Genomic DNA, 20,488 nt, shown 5'->3' with positions numbered 1-20,488 from the left:
GATCGCTTTGCGTAGGATGGGTGGAGCGGAGCGATACCCATCACGCCCGTGCGCCGATGCGATGGGTATCGCAGGCTCCACCCATCCTACGGGGACCTCCGTTCTCCGGGAGACAACATGCTTGAACTGATCCTCGGCGGCGCCCGTTCGGGCAAGAGCCGCCTGGCCGAGCGCCTGGCGCTGCAGAGCGGCCTGCCGGTCACCTACGTCGCCACCGCCCAGGCCGGCGATGGCGAGATGTCCGCGCGCATCCTCCAGCACCGCGAGCGCCGCCCGGCGCAGTGGGGGCTGGTGGAGGAACCGCTGGCCCTGGCCGATACGCTGGAGCGCCTGGCCGCGCCCGGGCGCTGCGTGCTGGTGGATTGCCTGACCCTGTGGCTCACCAACCTGCTGCTGCACGAGGACGGCTGGCGCCTGCGCGGCGAGATCGATGCGCTGCTGGAGGTCCTGCCGCGCCTGCCGGGGCGGATCATCCTGGTGAGCAATGAAACCGGGCTGGGGGTGGTGCCGCTGGGCGAGCTCAGCCGCCGTTATGTCGATGAGGCCGGCTGGCTGCACCAGTCGCTGGCCGAGGTCAGCGAGCGCGTGGTGTTCACCGTCGCCGGCCTGCCCATGGTGTTGAAGGGGGAAGCGTTATGAGTCTGCAATGGTGGCGGCAGGGGACCCAGCCGATCGACCGCGTGGCGCAGGACAAGGCCGCTGCGCGCCAGGACCAGTTGACCAAGCCGCGCGGCGCGCTGGGCCGGCTGGAGGAGGAAACCGTCCGCCTGGCCGGCCTGCAGGGCCGCGAGCGGCCGGCACTGGAGCACATCTGGATCGCCCTGTTCGCCGGCGACCACGGCGTGGTCGCCGAGGGTGTGTCGGCCTATCCGCAGGCGGTGACCGTGGAGATGCTGCGCAACTTCGTGCGCGGCGGCGCGGCGATCAGCGTGCTGGCCCGCGACCTCGATGCCTGCCTGGAGGTGATCGACCTCGGCACCGCGGTGCCGTTGGAGCCGCTGCCCGGCGTGCTGCACCTGATGGTTGGCGCCGGCACGGCGAACTTCACGAAAGAGCCGGCGATGACCGCCGCGCAATGCCTGATCGCCCTGGAGGCCGGGCGCGAATCGGTGCGCCGCGCGCAGCAGGCCGGCACGGAGCTGTACATCGGCGGCGAGATGGGCATCGGCAACACCAGCGCCGCCGCCGCCCTGGCCTGCGCGCTGCTGGCCGAGCCGGCGCAGGCGCTGGTCGGCCCCGGCACCGGGCTCGACGCCCGGGGCGTGGCGCGCAAGGTCGAGGTGATCGAGCGCGCGCTGGCGCTGCACCGCGCACACTGCGACGAGCCGTTCGAGACGCTGTGCCGCCTCGGCGGCTTCGAGATCGCCGCGCTGGTCGGCGCCTACCTGGCCTGCGCGCAGAAGGGCGTCCCGGCCCTGGTGGACGGCTTCATCTGCAGCACCGCCGCGCTCTGCGCCACGCACCTGAATCCCGGTTGCCGCGACTGGCTGCTGTTCGCCCAGGCCGGCGCCGAGCCGGGGCACAGGCGCGTGCTCGCCGCGCTGGACGCCCAGCCGCTGCTCGACCTCGGCCTGCGCCTGGGCGAGGGCAGCGGCGCGGCGCTGGCGGTGCCGCTGCTGCGCCAGGCCTGCCGGCTGCACGGCGACATGGCCACCTTCGCCGAGGCGGCGGTTTCGGATCGCCCGGCATGACCCTGCGCCTGGACCTGCTGCGCCACGGCGAGACCGAACTGGGCGGCGGCTTTCGCGGACGCCTGGACGATGCGCTGACCGAGCGCGGCTGGGCGCAGATGCGCGCAACGGTCGGCGAGGCGTGCCCCTGGTCGGCGGTGGTCAGCTCGCCGCTGCGCCGCTGCGCCGCGTTCGCCGAGGAACTGGCCGGCCGCCACGGCCTGCCGCTGCGCCTCGACGCCGACCTGCGCGAGCTGGATTTCGGCCAGTGGGAAGGCCTGTCGCCGGCTAAGCTGATGGAATGCGATGCACAGGCGCTGGGGCGTTTCTGGTCCGATCCCTACGCGTTCCCGCCGCCGGGGGGCGAGCCGCTGGGTGACTTCGAATCCCGTGTGTTCCGTGCGCTGGAGCGGCTGTACCGCGCCCACGCCGGGGCGTCCGTGCTGGTGGTCAGCCACGGCGGTGTGATGCGCCTGCTGGGGGCCTTGGCTGGCGGCTTGCCGGCCCGGCGTTTGCTGGAGGTGGTGGTCGACCATGGCCAGTGCCTGTCGCTGGCGGTGGCGCGTGCGGGCGACGGCTGGCGAATCCAGCAGGCGGAACAGCGATGAGCGAACAGCCAGAACGACAGGAGCCGGTGCCGCCGGCGGACGAAGCCCCCGCGCCTGCCGGCCAGCTCAGCGACTGGTGCCTGCCGCTGGTGGCGCTGCAATTCCTCACCCGCCTGCCGGTGCATTTCCGGCACATGCCCACGCCCGTGCAGTTCGGCCGGGCGACGCTGTTCTATCCGCTGGTGGGGCTGCTGATCGGCGCGCTGCTGATGGGGCTGGGGGAGGCGCTGGTCAACCTGCACCTGCTGTTGCAGGCCGCGCTGCTGCTGGCGCTGTGGGTGGCGATCAGCGGCGCCCTGCACCTGGATGGCCTGGCCGATACGGCGGATGCCTGGGTCGGCGGCCTGGGCGATCGCGAACGCACCCTGGCGATCATGAAGGACCCGCGCTGCGGCCCGGTGGCGGTGGTGACGCTGGTGGTGGTGCTGCTGCTGAAATTCGCCGCGCTCACCGCGGTGCTCGGCAATCACCAGTACTGGGCGTTGCTGCTGGCGCCCTGGCTGGGGCGCTGCGCGTTGCCGCTGCTGTTCTTCACCACTGCGTACGCGCGCCGTGGCGGCCTGGGGCAGGCGCTGGCCGACCACCTGCCGCGCCGGGCGATGCCCTGGATGCTGGCGGGCAACGCCGCGCTGATGCTGCTGGCGGGGTTGCCCGGGATGCTCGCGGTGGCGGTCGCGCTGGTGGTCTTCGTCTGGCTGCGCCGGCGCTTCATCGTCCGCCTGGGCGGCACCACCGGGGATACCGCCGGGGCGATGCTGGAACTGATCGAATGCGCGGTGCTGGTGGCGCTGGCGGTCTGATCCGTCTGGCTCTGGCGAGTTCGTAGGATGGGTGGAGCGAAGCGATACCCATGCTGCTGGCGCGATGAACGATGGGTATCGCTGCGCTCCACGCCATCCTACGTTTCTGAGCGCTTCTTTCGCCCGGTACGCGGGTGGGCTGCTTCTGTAGGAGCGAGCTTGCTCGCGAACCGCATGCCTCCGCGGCAGCCGGGAAACACGTTCGCGAGCAAGCTCGCTCCTACAAGGTTCATCGTTACCTGATGCGTTCAGGGCGCTCCACCCATCCTACGGTCCCGTGCAGGTATACGAGCCGCCGTCAGTCGAAGGCAAAGTGCTCCGTCTTCAGCCCCATGATCGACCGCACCGGCTTGGCCATCGCCGCCGCGTGGCCTTTGGCGCGCGGCAGCAGGCGGGCGAAGTAGAAGTCGCTGGTGGCGATCTTGGCCTTGTAGAAGTCGCTCGATTCGCTGCCGCCCTGGCGCAGGCGCTTGCGTGCGGTGGCTTCCTGCAGCGCCCAGGAATAGGCCAGCGCGGCGTAGCCGGAGAACATCAGGTAGTCGTGGCTGGCGGTGCTCACCAGGTCGCGCTGCTTGCGCGCGGTGAAGGCAATGCGCAGGGTCAGCAGGTTCCACTGCGCGCAGAGCCTGAGCAGGGTAATGGCGCGGCCGCGCATGGCCGGTTCCCGTTTCAGCAGCTCGACGGCGAGTTTCGCCACCTGCCGGGTGAAGTCGCGCACGGCCTTGCCCTGGGTCATCAGCAGCACCTTGCGGCCGAGCAGGTCCAGCGCCTGGATGCCGGTGGTGCCCTCGTAGAGCGTGGCGATGCGCGCGTCGCGGACGATCTGCTCCATGCCGTGCTCGCGGATGTAGCCGTGGCCGCCGAACACCTGCATGCCCAGGTTGGCGCTCTCCAGGCCCAGTTCGGTGAGGCAGCCCTTGAGGATCGGGGTGAGGAAGCCGAGCTTGTCGTCCCAGCGGTCGTACTCGGCGCTGTCGCTGGTGAGCAGGCCCTGGATCATCTTGTCGGCGTGCTGCGCGGCCAGGTAGATCAGCGCGCGGCCGCCCTCGGCCACGGCCTTCTGGGTCAGCAGCATGCGGCGCACGTCGCCGTGGTGCATCAGGCTGTCGGCGATCTGTTCCGGCTCCTTGGTGCCGGACAGGGCGCGCATCGAGCGGCGCTCGCGGGCGTAGGCCAGCGCGCCCTGGTAGGCCAGCTCGGCGGTGGCCACGCCCTGGATGGCGGTGCCGATGCGCGCGCTGTTCATGAAGGTGAACATGCACTCCAGGCCCTTGTTCGGCGGGCCGATGAGAAAGCCGGTGGCGCCGTCGAAGTTCATCGTGCAGGTGGCCGAGGCCTTGATGCCCATCTTCTTCTCCAGCGCGCCGCAGCTCACGCCGTTGCGCGGGCCGAGGCCGCCGCCTTCGCCCGGCAGGAATTTCGGCACGATGAACAGCGAGATGCCGCGCGTTCCTTTGGGCGCTTCAGGTAGGCGCGCGAGGACGATGTGCACGATGTTCTCGGTGAGGTCGTGCTCGCCGGAGGAGATGAAGATCTTGCTGCCGGTGATGGCGTAGCTGCCGTCGGCGTTGGCTTCGGCGCGGGTCTTCACCTGGCCCAGGTCGGTGCCGCACTGCGGCTCGGTGAGGCACATGGTGCCGCCCCAGCGGCCTTCGGTGAGCGGGGTGAGGTAAGTCTGTTTCTGTTCCTGCGTGCCGTGCTGCATCAGGGTGTTCATCGCGCCCAGCGACAGCCCCGGGTACATCGAGAAGGGCCAGTTGGCGGTGCCGAGCATTTCCTGCTTGAGCGCGCCCAGGCTCATCGGCAGGCCCTGGCCGCCGTATTCCACCGGGTGCGACAGGCCCTGCCAGCCGCCGGCGACATAGGCGTCGTAGGCCTCCTTGAAGCCGCTGGGCGTGCGCACCTCGCCGTTCTCCAGGTGGCAGCCTTCCTCGTCGCCGCTGTGGTAGAGCGGGGCGATCACGTCCTCGCAGAGCCGGGCGCACTCGCCGAGGATGGCGTCGACCATGTCCGGCGTGGCCTCGCCACCGTTGACCAGGTTCCGGTAATGGGTGGGGAAGTCGAAGACTTCGTTGAGCAGGAAGCGGGTGTCGCGCAGGGGGGCTTTGTAGACGGGCATCGGGGACCTCGGAGCGTGATGCGCCCCGTCGAAGGCGCGGGGCTGGATGGCCGCAGTTATACGGCTGGCGCCGCGCGGTGCCCTTGGCTGCGCCAACGCGAGGCGCTGGCAGTTGGGACAATCGGTCGCACCGGCCATTGACCGACTCCAGGTTGCGGGTATATACACGCATCCATGCTGACGACCCAATGTCTCTGTACCAAGCTGCGCCGTTCGGCCCGCGCGGTCACCCGTGTCTACGACGATGCCCTGAAGGGCGTCGGGCTGACCACGCCGCAATTTTCCCTGTTGCGGCACCTGTCGCGGCTGGAGCAGCCGAGCATTTCCGACCTGGCCGAGGCCATGGGCCTGGACCGCAGCACCCTCGGGCGCAACCTCAAGCCGCTGGAAGCCGAGGGGCTGGTGCGGCTGGAGGAGGGCGAGGATCAGCGCAACCGTATCGTCGTGCTGACCCCGGAAGGGCTGGCGCGCATCGAACTGGGCCGCGAGGCCTGGGACGCGGCGCAGCGGGATGTGGCCGCGCACCTGGGTGAAGACAAGCGCCGTCAGCTCGAGGCCTTGCTGGATGAACTGGCTGAGCTGGAGCGCTAGCGGCGGCCGGCGTGCAATTGCAATGGAAAGACCTGACTGAAAGCGGGTATATACCCGTGTAGGAGAAGACGATGTCGAAGCTGTCGCGCACGGGGTTCTGGATACTCCTGTCCGGTGCCCTGATCCTTGCCCTGTCCCTGGGCATCCGCCACGGCTTCGGCCTGTTCCTCGCGCCGATGAGCGCCGAATTCGGCTGGGGACGCGAGACCTTCGCCTTCGCCATCGCCCTGCAGAACCTCATCTGGGGCATCGCCCAGCCGTTCACCGGCGCCATCGCCGACCGCTTCGGCGCCATGCGCACCGTGCTGGTGGGCGGGATTCTCTATGCGCTCGGCCTGGCCTGCATGGGCTATTCCGACACGGCGCTGAGCCTTTCGCTGAGCGCCGGCCTGCTGATCGGTATCGGCCTGTCCGGCACCTCGTTCTCGGTGATCCTCGGCGCGGTGGGCCGCGCAGTGCCGCTGGAGCGGCGCAGCATGGCGATGGGCATCTCGGCGGCGGCCGGCTCCTTCGGCCAGTTCATCATGCTGCCGGGCACCCTCGGCCTGATCGGCTGGCTGGGCTGGTCCGCCGCGCTGCTGGCGCTGGGCCTGCTGGTGGCGCTGATCGTCCCGCTGTCCGGGCTGATGCGCGACAGGCCGCTGCCGATGCAGGGCCACGAGCAGACCCTCGGCGAAGCGTTGCGCGAGGCGGCCGGTCACTCCGGTTTCTGGCTGCTGTCGCTGGGCTTCTTCGTCTGCGGCTTCCAGGTGGTGTTCATTGGCGTGCACCTGCCGGCCTACCTGGTGGACCGCCACCTGCCGGCCACCGTCGGCACCACGGTGCTGGCGCTGGTGGGGCTGTTCAACGTGTTCGGCACCTATATCGCCGGCTGGCTCGGCGGGCGGATGAGCAAACCGAAGCTGCTCACCGGCCTGTACCTGCTGCGCGGCGTGGTGATCGTCACCTTCCTCTGGGCGCCGCTGACGGTGTGGACGGCCTACCTGTTCGGCATCGCCATGGGCCTGCTGTGGCTGTCCACGGTGCCGCTCACCAATGGCACCGTGGCCACGCTGTTCGGCGTGCGCAACCTGTCGATGCTCGGCGGCATCACTTTCCTGTTCCACCAGATCGGCGCTTTCCTCGGCGGTTGGCTGGGCGGTTATGTGTATGACCACACCGGCAACTACGACCTGGTCTGGCAGATTTCCATCCTCCTCAGCCTGCTGGCCGGCCTGCTCAACTGGCCGGTGCGCGAGCATCCGGTCGAGCGGCCGGTGCTGGAGGCGGCGTGAGGCGTTCGCTGCTGATCGCGCTGGCGCTGGGCATCGGCCTGGCGCTGGCCGGCCTCGCCTGGTGGGGCTGGCAGCGCGGCGGGCTGGCGCTGATGCAGCTGGGCATGGGCAGTTGCTGATGCTCGCCGCGCGGCGTAGCGTGGCGGAATCATTCGAGGATCACTGCCATGCGTCTTTCCCTGCTCGCCCTGTCCCTGCTGCTGCCGCTGGCGGCCCAGGCCGCCGATTGCCCGGCGCTGCTCAAGACCCAGGGCGAATTGCCCAAGCTGCGCTCCAAGGACAGCCTCGACCTCTGCCAGCTGTATGCCGGCAAGCCGCTGGTGGTGGTGAACACCGCCAGCCACTGCGGCTTCACCCCGCAGTTCAAGGGGCTGGAAGCGCTGTACCAGAAGTACAAGGGCCAGGGCCTGGAAGTGCTCGGCGTGCCTTCCGACGACTTCAAGCAGGAAGATGCCGACGCCGCCGAGACTGCGAAGATCTGCTACGGCAACTACGGTGTGACCTTCAACATGACCTCGGTGCAGCACGTCAGGGGCGACGAGGCCATCCCGCTGTTCAAGGACCTCTCCGCCCAGGCCGACCAGGCGCCGCGCTGGAACTTCTACAAGTACGTCGTCGACCGCCAGGGCAAGGTGATCGCGGAGTTCCCCAGCCTGACCACGCCGGACGATGCGGAACTCCAGGCGGCGGTGGAGAAGGCCCTCGCCAGCCAGCCGTGAGCTTGTAGCGGCGTCGGGGCGATGCCCGCTTTTCCGTGACCGTTTCCGGAATTGGGAAATTTCCTGTTACAGAGCTTGTGGCGCAATGCCACAATCCACTGCCCCGGAACCGCAGCAGGCGGTCGCCGGATCATGGACCGATTCAGGAGATTTCCCCCTATGGATGGCAAAGCCCTCTTCCTTGTCGCATTGCTCGCCCAGGCCGTCGCCGCGCCGGCGTTCGCAGCCTCCGCCACTTCCACCGAGAGCACCGCGCCCGTTCCCGCCGCCGCGCCGGCCGCCGAGGCGGATGCGCAGATGTCCCCCGAGACCTTCGTCGCCAGCCTGCATTTCCAGACGGGCAAGGTGGTGGTCGGCGACAACCTCGCCACCTTCGACCTGCCGGAGAACTTCGTTTTCCTCGGTAGCGCGGACGCCGAACGGGTGCTCGAAGCATGGGGCAACCCGCCGAACGCGGAGCCGCCGCTGGGCATGCTGATGCCGGCCGGCGTGTCGCCCTTCGACGCCGCTTCCTGGGCGGTGACCGTGCAGTACGAGGAGAGCGGTTACGTCTCCGACGAGGACGCGGAGAAGATCGATTACGCCGAGATGCTCAAGGAGATGCAGGACGATCTGAAGGAGGCCAACCCGCAGCGCGAGCAACAGGGCTTCGAGGCGATCCAGCTGATCGGTTGGGCGGCGCCGCCGCGCTATGACGCGGCGGAGAAGAAGCTGTACTGGGCCAAGGAGCTGCAGTTCGGCGACGCCAGGGAGCACACGCTGAACTACAACATCCGCGTGCTGGGCCGCAAAGGCGTGCTGGTGCTGAACTTCGTTGCCGGCATGGAGCAACTGCCGGAGGTCGAGAAGAATGTCGGCAAGGTGCTGGCGATGACCGAGTTCAATCCGGGCAGCCGCTACGTCGACTTCAACCCGGGCGTCGACAAGGTCGCCGCCTACGGCCTGGGCGCGCTGATCGCCGGCAAGGTGGCGGCCAAGGTCGGCCTGTTCGCCACCCTGCTGGTCCTGCTGAAGAAGCTCTGGATCATCCCGGCGCTGGCCATCGGCTGGATCGCCCGCCGCTTCAAGCGCAAGCCGCCCACCGAGGGCTGATTCGATGAGATGAAAAAGCCGGGCGATTGCCCGGCTTTTTTTGCCCTTCGTAGGAGCGAGCTTGCTCGCGAACCGCCTGACGCCAGGACCGCCGGGAGCTCCGTTCGCGAGCAAGCTCGCTCCTACAAAAAAACGCTACCTGTGCGGGGTAGGGTTTGGGGGGCATGAAAAAGCCGGGCAATCGCCCGGCTTTTTCATGTTGCCGCAAGGATCAGCCTTTCTCGCCCTGCACGGTCTTGCCGCCCACGGTGCCTTCCTTGAGCATGATCTGGTACTCCTTGCCATCGGTTTCCTGCTGGTACAGGCGCACGAGGAGGTAGTCCCAGTCCTTGGCGAACCAGAGCATGGTCTTGCGGTTGCTCTTGGTGGGGTCGCGCACGCGCTCCACCTTGATCGCGGTGATCAGGCCGGCCTGGGTGCGGACCTTCTCCTCGCCGAGCACGCGGAAGTCGTAGGTATCGCTGTCGGTACCCTCGATCACCTGGTAGCTCATGCTCTTCTTGCCGACGGCGACGTCATGCTGCAGCGCGAGCTGGTAGGTCGACTTGTCCAGCTGGCCCTTGTTCAGCGGCTGGCGCACCTGGTCGCCACGGTCGCTGCCCAGCACCTGCTTCTCGGTCCAGTCGAAATCGAGCTCGGTCTGCTTGCTCTTGCCCAGGCCTTCGCGGGCCCAGCGATAGGTCAGCGGCATGAAGACGCCGTTCTCGACCTTGAAGGTGCTGCTCTCGGTGAGGCTGGCGAGCAGCATGGACGCCTTGAAATCCAGTTCCCAGCGACCGCCGTCGCCCTGCTTGAGGCTGCGGGAGGCGGTTCCGCTGATCGGCATCTGTTTCCAGTCGGCGGTGTAGCTGGCCTCGAACGGCTTCAGCTCGAAAGCCTGCGCCGGCAAGGTCAGTACAGCCATCAGGAACAGCAGGGCTCTACGCATCGCGAATCTCCTAGGTTCGGTACGAATGGCCGGAGGCGGGGAGAAGCTCCCCATCCAGCGTGGCGCCACGCTCGCCCAGGCGCAAACGACCTTCGGCGAACCAGCGCATGGCCAGCGGATAGATCAGGTGCTCCTGCACGTGAACGCGCTGCGCCAGCGTTTCCGGCGTGTCGTCAGACTGTACCGGGATTGCCGCCTGTACGACCAGTGGTCCCCCATCAAGTTCCTCGGTGACGAAGTGCACGCTGCAGCCATGTTCGGCGTCGCCGGCTTCCAGCGCGCGCTGATGGGTGTGCAGGCCCTTGTACCTGGGCAGCAGGGACGGATGGATGTTCAGCAGGCGGCCGTGGTAGTGGCGCACGAAGCCCGGGCTGAGGATGCGCATGAAGCCGGCGAGCAGCACCAGGTCGGGGTTGAAGCCGTCGATGGCCTGGATCAGCGCGGCGTCGAAGCTTTCGCGGTCGGCGTAGGCCTTGTGGTCGAGGAAGCAGGTCTCGATGCCGGCCTTGCGCGCGCGCTCCAGGCCAAAGGCGTCCGCGCGGTTGGATAGCACCGCGCGGATCACGGCCGACGACGGGGCGTCGGCGAGGCTGTCGATCAGGGCTTGCAGGTTGCTGCCGGAGCCGGAAATCAGCACCACGACATTGCAAGGTGTGGACATCAGTGGCCTTTCAGGTTGTTCAGGATCACGCGCTCGGCGTCGGCGGCGCAGGCGTCGATGCGGCCGATGACCCACGGCTGCTCGCCGGCGTCACGCAGGGCCTTCAGGGAAGCCTCGACCTGCTCCTGGGCGACACAGATGACCATGCCCACGCCGCAGTTCAGCACGCGGTGCATCTCGGTCTCGTCGACGTTGCCGTTTTCCTGCAGCCAGTCGAAGACCGCCGGGCGCTGCCAGCTGGCCACGTCGATCACCGCCTGGGCGTTGTCCGGCAGCACGCGCGGGATGTTGTCCAGCAGGCCGCCGCCGGTGATGTGGGCCATGGCCTTCACCGCGCCGGTCTGCTTGATCAGCTGCAGCAGCGGCTTGACGTAGATGCGGGTCGGGGCCATCAGCAGGTCGGCCAGCGGCTTGCCGCCGAGCTGGGTGCTCTCGATGTCGGCGCCGGAGACTTCGATGATCTTGCGGATCAGCGAGTAGCCGTTGGAGTGCGGGCCGGAGGAGGGCAGGGCGATCAGGGCGTCGCCGGCGAGCACTTTCGAGCCGTCGATGATCTCGGACTTCTCCACCACGCCGACGCAGAAGCCGGCCAGGTCGTAGTCTTCGCCTTCGTACATGCCCGGCATCTCGGCGGTCTCGCCACCGACCAGGGAGCAGCCGGCCAGTTCGCAGCCGGCGCCGATGCCGGTGACCACGGTGGCGGCCACGTCGACGTTGAGCTTGCCGGTGGCGTAGTAGTCGAGGAAGAACAGCGGCTCGGCGCCGCACACGACCAGGTCGTTGACGCACATGGCGACCAGGTCCTGGCCGATGCTGTCGTGCTTGTTCAGGTTCAGCGCCAGGCGCAGCTTGGTGCCGACGCCGTCGGTGCCGGAGACCAGCACGGGTTGCTTGTAGCCGGCCGGGATTTCGCACAGAGCGCCAAAGCCACCCAGGCCGCCCATGACTTCCGGACGCGCGGTACGCTTGGCGACGCCTTTGATGCGTTCGACCAGGGCTTCGCCGGCGTCGATGTCCACACCGGCGTCCTTGTAGCTCAACGAGGGTTGCTTGTTGCTCATAAATCCAGGCCTATAGAAGGGATGATTCGTCTTGCCGCCGGGTGCGCCGTTCGCGCGTCCCGGCCTGCGCGGGAGGCGCGGGATTTTATCAGGCTTGCCCGGCAGCGGCCATCTCGCGCTGTTGCCGCTGGCCGGACGGCTGTTTAAGGTATAGGCCTTCCTTGCCGGCTCGCTGGATACCGGCATCTTCGATTTCTCCGCGAGAACCCGCCATGCGCCTGACCGCCCGCCTGTTGATCCTCTGCCTGTCGCTGCTCAGCCTGCCATCCTTCGCTGAAACGCTGGGCAACCTGTACCAGGTGCACGAACCGGTCGCCTCCCAGCAACCGGACGAGCGCAACGCCGGCCTGACCCGCGCCCTGCAGACCCTGGTGTTGCGCCTGACCGGCAACGCCAGCGCCGCGCAGAACCCGGCCCTGGCCGGTTACTTCAAGGACCCGCAGCAACTGATCAGCCAGTACGGCTTCGAGAACGGCCCGCCCATGGCGCTGGTCGTCGACTTCGATCCGACCGCAACCGACAACGCCCTGCGCCAGGCCGGCCTGCCGGTGTGGGGCGCCAGCCGTCCGAGCGTGCTGGCCTGGTGGCTGAACGAAAGCGCCGCCGGCAGCAGCCTGGTGGGTGACAGCCAGGAAGCCGCCGCTCCGCTGAACCGCGCCGCCCAGCGCCGTGGCCTGCCGCTGCGCCTGCCGATGGCGGATCTCGGCGAGCAGCAGGTCGGCACCGCCGAGAATCTCAACGCCGCTCAGCCGGGCCCCTTGCAGGCCGCCTCCGAGCGCTATGGCGCCGATGCCCTGCTGGCGGTCGACGCCAAGGAAGCCGACGGCAAGTGGACCGCCACCTGGCATGTGTGGATGGGCGACAGCCGAGAACAGGGGCAGGCTCAGGGCGATACCCCCGATGCGCTGGCCGATGCGGTGATGCTGAGTGTTTCGCAGCGCCTGTCGCAGCGCTTCGTCGGTTCCGCCGGGGCCGCCACCGCGCTGATGCTGCAGATCGAGGGCGCCGATCTGGCCCGCTACGCCGAGGTGTCGCGTCTGCTGGAGCCGATGGGCGCCAAGCTGGTGCTGGTGCAGGGCGGCAAATTGATCTATCGCGTCACCGCCAGCCCCGAGCAGCTGCGCGCGCAGCTGGGCCTGGCCCGTCTGCAGGAAGCCCCGGCGGAGCCGGTCCAGCCGGCGGTGGATGCCAATGGCCAGCCGGTGCCGAACCCCGCCGTGCCGAGCCAGAGTGTCCTGCGCTTCCACTGGTGATGGGTGACCCGGAAGCGGGCAAAGTCCCGCTCCCCGGCCGCAGCCGCTCTGATCCGCACCGGGGAGCTGCGTTATCCTTCTGATTTGGATAAACTTTCAGCCACCAAGGCTCACCACAAGCGATTGAAGAAACGCCCGGCCCGGCATGACTCCTATGCAGCTCCCCTTAAGCGTACGCCTGCGTGATGACGCGACGTTCGCCAACTACTACCCCGGTGCCAATGCCGCGGCGCTGGGCTATGTCGAGCGTCTGTGCGAGCCCGAGGCGGGCTGGACGGAGAGCCTGATCTACCTCTGGGGCGCCGAGGGCGTTGGCCGCAGCCACCTGTTGCAGGCCGCCTGCATCCGTTCCGAACAGCTGGGCGAGCCGTCCGTCTACCTGCCGATGGCCGATCTGGTGCCCTACGGCCCGGAAATCTTCGACAACCTCGAACAGCGCGAGCTGGTGTGCCTCGATGACCTCGATGCGCTGGCCGGCAAGCGCGAGTGGGAAGAGGGGCTGTTCCACCTGTTCAACCGCCTGCGCGACTCCGGGCGCAAGCTGCTGCTGTCGGCCTCGGTGTCGCCGCGCGAGCTGCCGGTGAAGCTGCCGGACCTGAAGTCGCGCCTGACCCTCTCGCTGATCTTCCAACTGCATCCGCTGACCGACGACGAGAAGCTCCGCGCGCTCCAGCTGCGCGCCTCGCGCCGCGGCCTGCACCTGACCGACGAAGTGGGGCGCTTCATCCTCACCCGTGGCGCGCGCAGCATGCAGTTCCTCTTCGACCTGCTGGACGAGCTGGACAAGGCCTCGCTGCAGGCCCAGCGCAAGCTGACCATCCCCTTCCTGAAGGAAACCATGGGCTGGTAAGCCCAGGTTTCCTCCGGCCTTTCTTCAGGCGTTCGTCGCTTCCCGCTGCGCTTCCTGGCCTTCGCCGGCCAGCTTGCGGTCGTACTGGAAGCGCCAGCGCGTATACAGCAGAGCCGAACAGAACAGCGCCACGCTGAGGATGATCTCGGCCCAGCCGAAGATCGCGCGGTTCGGATCGAAGGCGTTGAGCACGCCGAGGATGAAGTACAGGTTGATCACGTAGCAGGCCCAGGCGTGGCCGCGCGCGCTGCCGATCAGCAGGCCCGGGGCGATCACCAGCAGCGGCAGCAGCTTGAGCGTCAGCACCGCCCAGGGAACCCAGTGGGCGCCGCCGTGGGCATCGGCGAACAGCAGGTCCCAGATGACGATGAGCAGAATCAGGCCGATGAAGCTGCCCAGGGCAATGGCCCGGCTGGCGGCCAGCCGCGGCTTGAGCCAGTCCATCGACGGCAGCGGTTTGTTCTTGCGGGCCATTCAGCTCTCCAGTTTGCGGGCGACTTCGGCCAGGCGCTTGCCCAGCGCGCGGCACAGGGTGATTTCGTGGTCATCGAGGCTGCGCTTGCCGTCCGCGCCGGCGAAATGGCTGGCGCCGTAGGGCGTGCCGCCGCCGCGGGTTTCCAGCAGGGCCGGCTCGCTGTAGGGGATGCCGGTGACGAGCATGCCGTGGTGCAGCAGCGGTAGCAGCATGGAGAGCTGGGTGGTCTCCTGCCCGCCGTGCAGGCTGGCGGTGGAAGTGAAGACCGCCGCCGGCTTGCCGACCAGTCCGCCGGTCAGCCAGAGGCTGCTGGTGCCGTCGAGGAAGTACTTGAGCGGCGCGGCCATGTTGCCGAAGCGCGTAGGGCTACCCAGGGCCAGGCCGGTGCAGTCCTTCAGGTCGTCCAGGGTGGCGTAGAGCGCGCCTTCGGCCGGGATGTCCGGGGCTACGGCCTCGCATTCGGTGGAGACCGCCGGCACAGTGCGCACGCGCGCTTCCAGACCGCCCTGCTCCACGCCACGGGCGATCTGCCGCGCCATTTCGGCGGTGGCGCCGTGGCGGCTGTAGTAGAGGACCAGGATGTAGGGTGCGCTCAAGGCAGGATCTCCAGCACCTTCTCCGACGGACGGCCGATCACCGCCTTGTCGCCGACGATCAGGATCGGCCGTTCGATCAGCTTGGGATGGCGGGTCATGGCTTCGATCAGTTGCTCGTCGCTGAGCGCCGGGTTGGCCAGGTCGAGGGCCTTGTATTCCTCCTCGCCGGTGCGCAGCAGCGCGCGCGCACCGATGCCCAGCTTGCCGAGCAGGGCCTTGAGTTCGCCGGCGCTGGGCGGGGTTTCCAGGTAACGGACGATCTCCGGCTGGATACCGCGTTCCTCCAGCAGCTCGAGGGCGCCGCGGGATTTCGAGCAGCGGGGATTGTGAAACAGTGAAATCTGGCTCATGTACCGGGACTCGCAAGGTCGATGAAGTGGCGGCTATTCTAACCGCCTCCCCGGACCGGACTGAACCGCTGTCGCGCGGCGCGATCTATGGGGACGGATTTTCTGTGCAGCCAAAGGACAATTCATGCACGAACGCTTTCAGGGCCTGGTCGAGTTCGGCCGTTATCTGGTCCAGCGCTTCCTTGCCGACAAGGCGCCGAACAGCGCGGCGGCCCTGACCTACACCACGCTGTTCGCGGTCGTGCCGATGATGACCGTGACCTTCGCCATGCTGTCGGCCGTGCCGGCCTTCGAGGGGATGGGCGAGCGCATCCAGCTGTTCGTGTTCCGCAATTTCGTGCCGTCCACCGGCGAGGCGGTGGAGGCCTACCTGCGCAACTTCATCGTGCAGGCGCGCCACCTGACCTGGCTGGGGGTGGCTTTCCTGGCGATCACCGCCTTCACCATGCTGGTGACCATCGAGAAGGCCTTCAACGCCATCTGGCGCGTGCGCCAGCCGCGCCGGGGCGTCGCCCGCTTCCTGCTGTACTGGGCGATCCTCAGCCTGGGGCCGCTGCTGCTGGGCACGGGCTTCGCGGTGTCGACCTACATCACCTCGCTGTCGCTGCTCTCCGGCCCCCACGCCTTGCCGGGGGCGGCGACGCTGCTGAAGTTCATGCCGCTGCTGTTCAGCGTCGCCGCCTTCACCCTGATCTACGCGGCGGTGCCCAATGCGCGGGTGCCGCTTCTCCATGCCCTGGCCGGCGGCGTGTTCACCGCGATCCTGTTCGAGGCGGCCAAGTCGCTGTTCGGCCTGTATGTCGGCCTGTTCCCCGGTTACAAACTGATCTACGGCGCCTTCGCCACGGTGCCGCTGTTCCTGTTGTGGATCTACCTGTCCTGGCTGATCGTGCTGTTCGGCGCGGAGCTGGTCTGCAACCTGTCCTCGACCCGTCTGTGGCGCCGCCGCGCGCTGCCTCGCCTGCTGGTGACCCTGGGGGTGTTGCGGGTGTTCTTCGATCGCCAGCGCCACGGCGTGCCGACCCGGCTGGAGCATCTGCATCGCGCAGGCTGGCTGCTGCCGGAAGACGAGTGGGAGGAGATCCTCGACTTTCTGGAAGGGGAGCAACTGGTTTGCCGGGTGGGCGCGACCAGTGCCTCGTGGGTGCTGTGCCGCGACCTGGGCAGCTACCACCTGCATCACCTGATCAATCGGAGCCCCTGGCCGCTGCCGGGCCTCGACGCCTTGCCGGCAGAATTGGACGAGCCCTGGTACCCCGCCTTGCGGCAAACCCTGGAGCGCTATCAGGCGGAGCGACAGGCGCTTTTCGGCGCCAGCCTCGCAGAATGGTTGAACCCGTCACATTCTGAGTGACATAAAACGTCAGTTTCCGGCGATTCTGATGCTTCGGAAGTCTCGTGCCTGGTGCGGAGCGCGCCAGTTGCCGCTATCCGTGGATTGGCACACTTCTGGCTATAGGTCTGGCGTGACAATGATGTCCCGCAGAAGTTCCTTCAAGGCCAGCGAATCCATGAACAACGATCAGAAGAAAGTAGTACACCTGCATCAGCGTGATCCTCTGAGCGCACTGGAAAGGCTGAATAGAATCACTGGCCTGCAGTTCAGCAGCTGGCCGGAATCGCTGTTGCCCTCGGTGCAGGGCGAGGCGCAGGGCGTGTCGCCGCAAGCCGGTCCCGAGTCTGTTGACCCGGTGCGCCAGCTGGGCTGATCAGAGGTTGGTGGCAATCGGGCGGGCGGCGTTTTCCTGCGGCTCGACGGCCTGCACGAACAGCTCTTCGACTACCAGGCGCGACAGGCTGATGGCTGTCCGCAACCTCACCTGCATGTCCTCGATTCGCTGGCGGAACGGCAGGCGGGCGATGCCCGACAGCAGGATACGGTTCTGCGCATTCACCGTGCCGTGATCGACGGCCACTTCCCGCGCCTGTTCGCCATCCCGGTAGGTGACCACCAGCGTCACCGGCAGTTCCCCTACGCCGGGCAGGTGCAGCCAGGTGGCGATGTTGTAATCGGCCAGGCGCCCGCCGCTGGCCGAGCTGGCGGAACGCGCGCTGCTGACGATGTGGCTGGGAACCTTGCTGACGAGCTGGTCTGTGGGCTGCATCTGGCGATCCTGTCGAGAGAGGGAGGCGTACGTGGCGCCTGCCGCATACTGGGTGTTGCCGAGAGGCGGCTGGATGAAATGCTTCCAGCCGGCCCGGACGAGCATTCTGAATTATAGGTAGGCGATTTTCGGCAAACCGGGCGTATTGCCGATCTTGGCTGTGACCTTTCTCGCAATTCAGCTTTCAGGCGAGACGCAGCGGATGCCGGGATACGAGGGACGTGCTCAGGTTGGCGGTCGGCAGCGGCAGGATGGTCTGGTTGTCGAAGCTGGCCAGTTGCAGCCAGAGGTTCTCGCCTTCCACGAAGTGCCCCTGGGGCAGCCACAGGCCGTGGTACCAGCCATTGCCGGGTTCCGGGGTGCTCTGCAGCACGCCGGGGTGACGCTGGGCGTCAGGCGCGCGGCTCAGCCAGGCGGGCCGGGGAAGTCCCTTCAGGTAGCGCAGGCCCAGGTGCAGTCCGTCAGTGTTGAGGTGCCGCCAGCGCACGAGGGCCAGGGTCGGCGTGCCGTTGCTGTTCAGGATCAGCAGCAGTTGGCCGACCGGGAGCTGGCTGGCGCGATTGCCGGGGCAGTTGATGCGGGCGCCTCCGGGGCTGACGTCCAGTATCCCGGCGTCGCAGCAGTCCCGGGTGTCGGGGGTGAGCAGGTGCTGCTGGATGGCGCCAAGCCCTACCACCAGCCGGCAGCTGCCGGTCTGTTCCGTGCGTTCGTGCCGGCGCAGCTGCGGCCCCTGCCAGTGATGGCGGACGCGTTCCAGCAGGGCGCCCTGGTCGGCCCTGCGCAAGGGCGCGGGGTCGCGCAGGGCGAGCAACAGCGCGCCCAGCTCCAGGCGGCGCAGTTGCGCGGGCGGCGCGGCGCCGATCTGCTCCTGGCTGATGCAGGGCTGGTCCGCGCCCAGGTCGACCAGGTAGCCGTCCTGCTCCTCCTCGTCCCAGGCCTGCAGCCGTCCGAGGTCGGCGAGGGGCGCCAGGGCGCTGAACAGTTGCGGGGCTTCACCCTCGGCCAGGTGGAAGGGGTTGCTCAGGGCGAGCAGCAGTATCTGCTGGTAGAGACCGCGCAGGGTGCCGGCGGGGATGGGGTCGAAGGCGGCGGCCACCGGTTCGTCGAGGCACTCCTGGTGCTCTCCGATCCAATACAGCAGATGGCTGTCGCGCCAGAGTCCCCCGGGCGGCTGTTGGTATTGCTGGTAATGGCGCAGCAGCGCCTGGGCGAGAAAGTGCTGGGCCATGAACAGGCACCAGGCCATGTGCGGCCGTGATGGCTTGCGGCCGTGCAGGATCTGCAGCAGCAGGCGCTTGAAGCCCGCCGCCAGTTCGGTGCAGAAATGCACGAAGAGCGCCGGTGGCGTCCTTTCGTGGCGAATCAGCTGCGAATAGTGGCGATATTCTTCGGTCAGGCTTTGCAGGGCGCGTTGCCTTTCCAGTAAGGTCAGCGCACATCGGTTGAGACGCAGGAGCGTGTCGAGGGCCTTCTGCGGTCCGTCCTGCAGGGGGCGGCGGCGGAATTCCTGGAGCCCGGCTGTCAGATCGTTCATTGCATCGGAATCCTCTTCGAGGATATCCGGCACCTCCAGACGCAAGGCATCCAGCGTCATGACCACCCCGCATACACGAGGACTGAAGGCATGGGAGTGCGGCTCCATATAGTGATTGGACTGGTCGCCGGCCTGCTCCTGGCCGGATGTTCGGCGGACTATGGCACCGATCAGCACGGACAGAAAGTAACCGCTGCGAGCATGGATGGCCAGTGGCTAGTTATTAATTACTGGGCCGAATGGTGCGCGCCGTGCCGCAAGGAAATCCCCGAACTGAACCAGCTTGCCAAGGCCGGCGTGGAGCAGGGTTTCCGGGTGCTGGGAGTGAATTTCGATGGTCTGCGCGATGCCGACCTGGCCAAGTCCGCCCAGGGGCTGGAGATCGCCTACACGGTGCTGGCGGATGACCCGGCGCCGCGCTACAGCCTGCCGCGCAGTGAAGCCTTGCCTGTAACCTATATCGTCGACCCTGAGGGCAGGTTGCGCGAGCAGTTGCTCGGCGAGCAGACCGCCGCCGGCCTGCAGGTGCGCCTGAGTGCATTGCGGGAGGAGAAACACTGATGGCCAGAATCTGTCTGCACGGCTATGTGAGCGGCAAGGTGCAGGGTGTGTGCTACCGCCAGAGCGCGCAGGAGCAGGCCGAGCGCCTGGATATCGACGGCTGGGCGCGCAATCTGGACGACGGCCGGGTGGAGATACTGCTCGAGGGCGAGGAAGGCGCCGTGCGCGAGCTGGAGAAGTGGCTGGCCCGCGGGCCGGTCCGGGCGAAGGTGACGGCGGTGGAGCTGGAGCCGATGACGCCGCAGGGCATCACCGGCTTCATCGTGCGTCGCTGAGTCAGTTACTGGCCGCGCCGGGGTCTGCAGCCAGGCGGCCGGCGTCGGTCATCAGGCTGTGGAGAAACTCCTTCTGCAGCTCCGGATCGTTGCGGGTCAGTTCGATCAGGCTCTGCTCCAGTTCGCTGGCTTCCTCTTCCAGGCCGAGCTCGGACAACCGCTTCACCCGATGCACCCAGTGGTGCACGTCATCCGCTTCCAGGTCGTCGTAGATCAGCCGGTGGGCTTCCTGCAGCTTGCCGCGCAGCGAGTGGCTGACCAGCAGGCTGGCGTCGGCACGGGTGTCGTCCGAGGAATCCTGCACGCTGAACTGCAGGCGGCCGATGCGGCTGACCTCTTCGTCGCTGAAGGGGCCTTCCAGCAGGTTCAGGCGCAGCACGCCGTGACGGTCGGTCAGCAGTTCCTGGGAGTTCTTGCCGGCGGTGACGACTACCGGACGCTCCGCCCAGGGCAGGCTGGAGTACTCCGTACGCTTGTCGCGCTGGTGCTCTTCGATCGCCGCCAGGTTCTGCTCGGCACGGCCGTTGGACTGTACGTTCATGAACGGATTCATGCCGTCGATGCCGTAGCGGATCCAGCCGCGGGTGACGCTTTCCGGCAGGTTGCCGAGGGCGAATACGTTGACCACGTTGGCGCCGACGCCGGCAACGAAGGTCACCACGCCCAGCGGCATCTCGTAGACCTTGCGCCAGCCCTGGTAGGGCGTGTAGCGGTCGTAGCGCCGGGTGACCTCGAACTCGGTGACCTCGAAGGTCTTCTGCTCCTGCATGCGGATGCGGCGCTGCGGCAGTTCCAGGGTGCCCGGCGTGCCCACGTCGATCTGCAGGCTGTGGTCGAGCAATTTACGCTCGACCCGCTCTTCATGTTCGCTACGCTGCGGCAACTGGTTGGCGCAGCCGCTCAGCAGGAGGCTGCCGCCCAGGGCGGCAGCCACGAGGCTGGAGGTACTTCGGGGGAACATCGCTT

General features: G+C 67.7%; 25 protein-coding genes. 15 read left to right on the top strand and 10 right to left on the bottom strand.

Features of this window, described 5'->3' with window-relative positions:
- Positions 1-117 precede the first annotated feature (117 nt).
- From cobU to AC3B6A_RS20035, 4 genes are all read left to right on the top strand, one after another.
- Positions 118-639, top strand: a complete 522-nt coding sequence (gene cobU, locus AC3B6A_RS20050) for a bifunctional adenosylcobinamide kinase/adenosylcobinamide-phosphate guanylyltransferase (RefSeq protein ID WP_488398848.1) — start codon at positions 118-120, stop codon at positions 637-639.
- Complete coding sequence (gene cobT / locus AC3B6A_RS20045; RefSeq protein ID WP_488398847.1) at positions 636-1,691, top strand: nicotinate-nucleotide--dimethylbenzimidazole phosphoribosyltransferase; 1,056 nt, start codon at positions 636-638, stop codon at positions 1,689-1,691. Before cobU ends, cobT begins: the two co-directional genes overlap by 4 nt.
- Positions 1,688-2,278, top strand: a complete 591-nt coding sequence (gene cobC, locus AC3B6A_RS20040) for an alpha-ribazole phosphatase family protein (RefSeq protein ID WP_488398846.1) — start codon at positions 1,688-1,690, stop codon at positions 2,276-2,278. Before cobT ends, cobC begins: the two co-directional genes overlap by 4 nt.
- Before the next feature lie 134 nt (positions 2,279-2,412).
- Entirely contained in the window at positions 2,413-3,078 is a 666-nt protein-coding gene (locus tag AC3B6A_RS20035; RefSeq protein WP_488403654.1) for an adenosylcobinamide-GDP ribazoletransferase, read from the top strand.
- Between the two features lie 298 nt (positions 3,079-3,376).
- Here the strand turns inward: AC3B6A_RS20035 and AC3B6A_RS20030 are convergent, their stop codons facing one another.
- A complete protein-coding gene (locus tag AC3B6A_RS20030) occupies positions 3,377-5,197 on the bottom strand; it encodes an acyl-CoA dehydrogenase C-terminal domain-containing protein (RefSeq protein ID WP_488398845.1) in 1,821 nt (606 codons plus the stop codon).
- Between the two features lie 174 nt (positions 5,198-5,371).
- Between AC3B6A_RS20030 and AC3B6A_RS20025 the strand changes: the two genes are divergently transcribed.
- The 5 genes from AC3B6A_RS20025 (at position 5,372) to AC3B6A_RS20005 (ending at position 8,873) form a co-directional block, all read left to right on the top strand.
- Positions 5,372-5,788 carry a MarR family winged helix-turn-helix transcriptional regulator gene (locus AC3B6A_RS20025; RefSeq protein WP_488398844.1) on the top strand — a complete coding sequence of 139 codons (417 nt, stop codon included), beginning with the start codon at positions 5,372-5,374 and terminating at the stop codon, positions 5,786-5,788.
- An 80-nt stretch (positions 5,789-5,868) separates the two neighbouring features.
- A complete protein-coding gene (locus tag AC3B6A_RS20020) occupies positions 5,869-7,062 on the top strand; it encodes an MFS transporter (protein ID WP_488403652.1) in 1,194 nt (397 codons plus the stop codon).
- Positions 7,059-7,181, top strand: a complete 123-nt coding sequence (locus tag AC3B6A_RS20015) for a hypothetical protein (RefSeq protein ID WP_488403756.1) — start codon at positions 7,059-7,061, stop codon at positions 7,179-7,181. The genes AC3B6A_RS20020 and AC3B6A_RS20015 overlap by 4 nt, the downstream gene beginning before the upstream one ends.
- 48 nt (positions 7,182-7,229) lie before the next feature.
- Entirely contained in the window at positions 7,230-7,781 is a 552-nt protein-coding gene (locus AC3B6A_RS20010) for a glutathione peroxidase (RefSeq protein WP_488398843.1), read from the top strand.
- 159 nt (positions 7,782-7,940) lie between these two features.
- Positions 7,941-8,873, top strand: coding sequence for a DUF2167 domain-containing protein (locus AC3B6A_RS20005; protein WP_488398842.1), 933 nt, complete (start codon positions 7,941-7,943; stop codon positions 8,871-8,873).
- 211 nt (positions 8,874-9,084) lie between these two features.
- On the opposite strand, the gene AC3B6A_RS20000 is transcribed toward AC3B6A_RS20005, so the two are convergent.
- Genes AC3B6A_RS20000 through purM form a run of 3 tightly spaced genes read right to left on the bottom strand, consistent with a single transcriptional unit; the run spans position 9,085 to position 11,523 of the window.
- Positions 9,085-9,801: a DUF3108 domain-containing protein gene (locus tag AC3B6A_RS20000; protein ID WP_488398841.1), complete on the bottom strand. Its 717-nt coding sequence runs from the start codon at positions 9,799-9,801 to the stop codon at positions 9,085-9,087.
- Positions 9,802-9,811: 10 nt separating this feature from the next.
- The gene (purN, locus tag AC3B6A_RS19995; RefSeq protein WP_488398840.1) at positions 9,812-10,462 is read right to left on the bottom strand and encodes a phosphoribosylglycinamide formyltransferase; all 651 of its coding nucleotides are present in this window, start codon (positions 10,460-10,462) and stop codon (positions 9,812-9,814) included.
- Positions 10,462-11,523 carry a phosphoribosylformylglycinamidine cyclo-ligase gene (purM, locus tag AC3B6A_RS19990; RefSeq protein ID WP_488398839.1) on the bottom strand — a complete coding sequence of 354 codons (1,062 nt, stop codon included), beginning with the start codon at positions 11,521-11,523 and terminating at the stop codon, positions 10,462-10,464. Before purM ends, purN begins: the two co-directional genes overlap by 1 nt.
- Before the next feature lie 212 nt (positions 11,524-11,735).
- Here purM and AC3B6A_RS19985 point away from each other — a divergent pair, with 212 nt between their 5' ends.
- Positions 11,736-12,776, top strand: a complete 1,041-nt coding sequence (locus AC3B6A_RS19985; RefSeq protein ID WP_488398838.1) for a DUF2066 domain-containing protein — start codon at positions 11,736-11,738, stop codon at positions 12,774-12,776.
- Between the two features lie 145 nt (positions 12,777-12,921).
- Positions 12,922-13,626: a DnaA regulatory inactivator Hda gene (gene hda, locus AC3B6A_RS19980; RefSeq protein WP_152221526.1), complete on the top strand. Its 705-nt coding sequence runs from the start codon at positions 12,922-12,924 to the stop codon at positions 13,624-13,626.
- Between the two features lie 24 nt (positions 13,627-13,650).
- Here the strand turns inward: hda and AC3B6A_RS19975 are convergent, their stop codons facing one another.
- Genes AC3B6A_RS19975 through arsC form a run of 3 tightly spaced genes read right to left on the bottom strand, consistent with a single transcriptional unit; the run spans position 13,651 to position 15,047 of the window.
- Positions 13,651-14,100 (bottom strand): DUF2069 domain-containing protein, encoded by a 450-nt coding sequence (locus AC3B6A_RS19975; RefSeq protein ID WP_488398837.1) that lies wholly within the window; start codon positions 14,098-14,100, stop codon positions 13,651-13,653.
- Positions 14,101-14,697, bottom strand: a complete 597-nt coding sequence (gene wrbA / locus AC3B6A_RS19970) for an NAD(P)H:quinone oxidoreductase (protein ID WP_488398836.1) — start codon at positions 14,695-14,697, stop codon at positions 14,101-14,103. It abuts the gene before it with no gap.
- Positions 14,694-15,047, bottom strand: coding sequence for an arsenate reductase (glutaredoxin) (gene arsC / locus AC3B6A_RS19965; protein ID WP_488398835.1), 354 nt, complete (start codon positions 15,045-15,047; stop codon positions 14,694-14,696). Before arsC ends, wrbA begins: the two co-directional genes overlap by 4 nt.
- Before the next feature lie 124 nt (positions 15,048-15,171).
- On the opposite strand from arsC, the gene AC3B6A_RS19960 reads away from it, so the two are divergent.
- Positions 15,172-16,401 carry a YihY family inner membrane protein gene (locus AC3B6A_RS19960; RefSeq protein WP_488398834.1) on the top strand — a complete coding sequence of 410 codons (1,230 nt, stop codon included), beginning with the start codon at positions 15,172-15,174 and terminating at the stop codon, positions 16,399-16,401.
- A gap of 121 nt (positions 16,402-16,522) precedes the next feature.
- Positions 16,523-16,756, top strand: coding sequence for a hypothetical protein (locus AC3B6A_RS19955; RefSeq protein WP_488398833.1), 234 nt, complete (start codon positions 16,523-16,525; stop codon positions 16,754-16,756).
- On the opposite strand, the gene AC3B6A_RS19950 is transcribed toward AC3B6A_RS19955, so the two are convergent.
- Together AC3B6A_RS19950 and AC3B6A_RS19945 are read right to left on the bottom strand one after the other, a co-directional pair.
- Positions 16,757-17,152, bottom strand: a complete 396-nt coding sequence (locus AC3B6A_RS19950) for a hypothetical protein (protein ID WP_488398832.1) — start codon at positions 17,150-17,152, stop codon at positions 16,757-16,759. It abuts the gene before it with no gap.
- A 184-nt stretch (positions 17,153-17,336) separates the two neighbouring features.
- Positions 17,337-18,746 carry a PilZ domain-containing protein gene (locus tag AC3B6A_RS19945; RefSeq protein WP_488398831.1) on the bottom strand — a complete coding sequence of 470 codons (1,410 nt, stop codon included), beginning with the start codon at positions 18,744-18,746 and terminating at the stop codon, positions 17,337-17,339.
- 30 nt (positions 18,747-18,776) lie between these two features.
- Between AC3B6A_RS19945 and AC3B6A_RS19940 the strand changes: the two genes are divergently transcribed.
- A complete protein-coding gene (locus AC3B6A_RS19940) occupies positions 18,777-19,247 on the top strand; it encodes a TlpA disulfide reductase family protein (RefSeq protein WP_488398830.1) in 471 nt (156 codons plus the stop codon).
- A complete protein-coding gene (locus AC3B6A_RS19935) occupies positions 19,247-19,522 on the top strand; it encodes an acylphosphatase (RefSeq protein ID WP_488398829.1) in 276 nt (91 codons plus the stop codon). The genes AC3B6A_RS19940 and AC3B6A_RS19935 overlap by 1 nt, the downstream gene beginning before the upstream one ends.
- 1 nt (position 19,523) lies before the next feature.
- Here the strand turns inward: AC3B6A_RS19935 and AC3B6A_RS19930 are convergent, their stop codons facing one another.
- Positions 19,524-20,483: a hypothetical protein gene (locus tag AC3B6A_RS19930; protein ID WP_488398828.1), complete on the bottom strand. Its 960-nt coding sequence runs from the start codon at positions 20,481-20,483 to the stop codon at positions 19,524-19,526.
- Positions 20,484-20,488: the final 5 nt, after the last annotated feature.

Source organism: Pseudomonas sp. B12(2026), from assembly GCF_057767015.1.
This window is presented reverse-complemented; position numbering and strand designations above follow the sequence as displayed.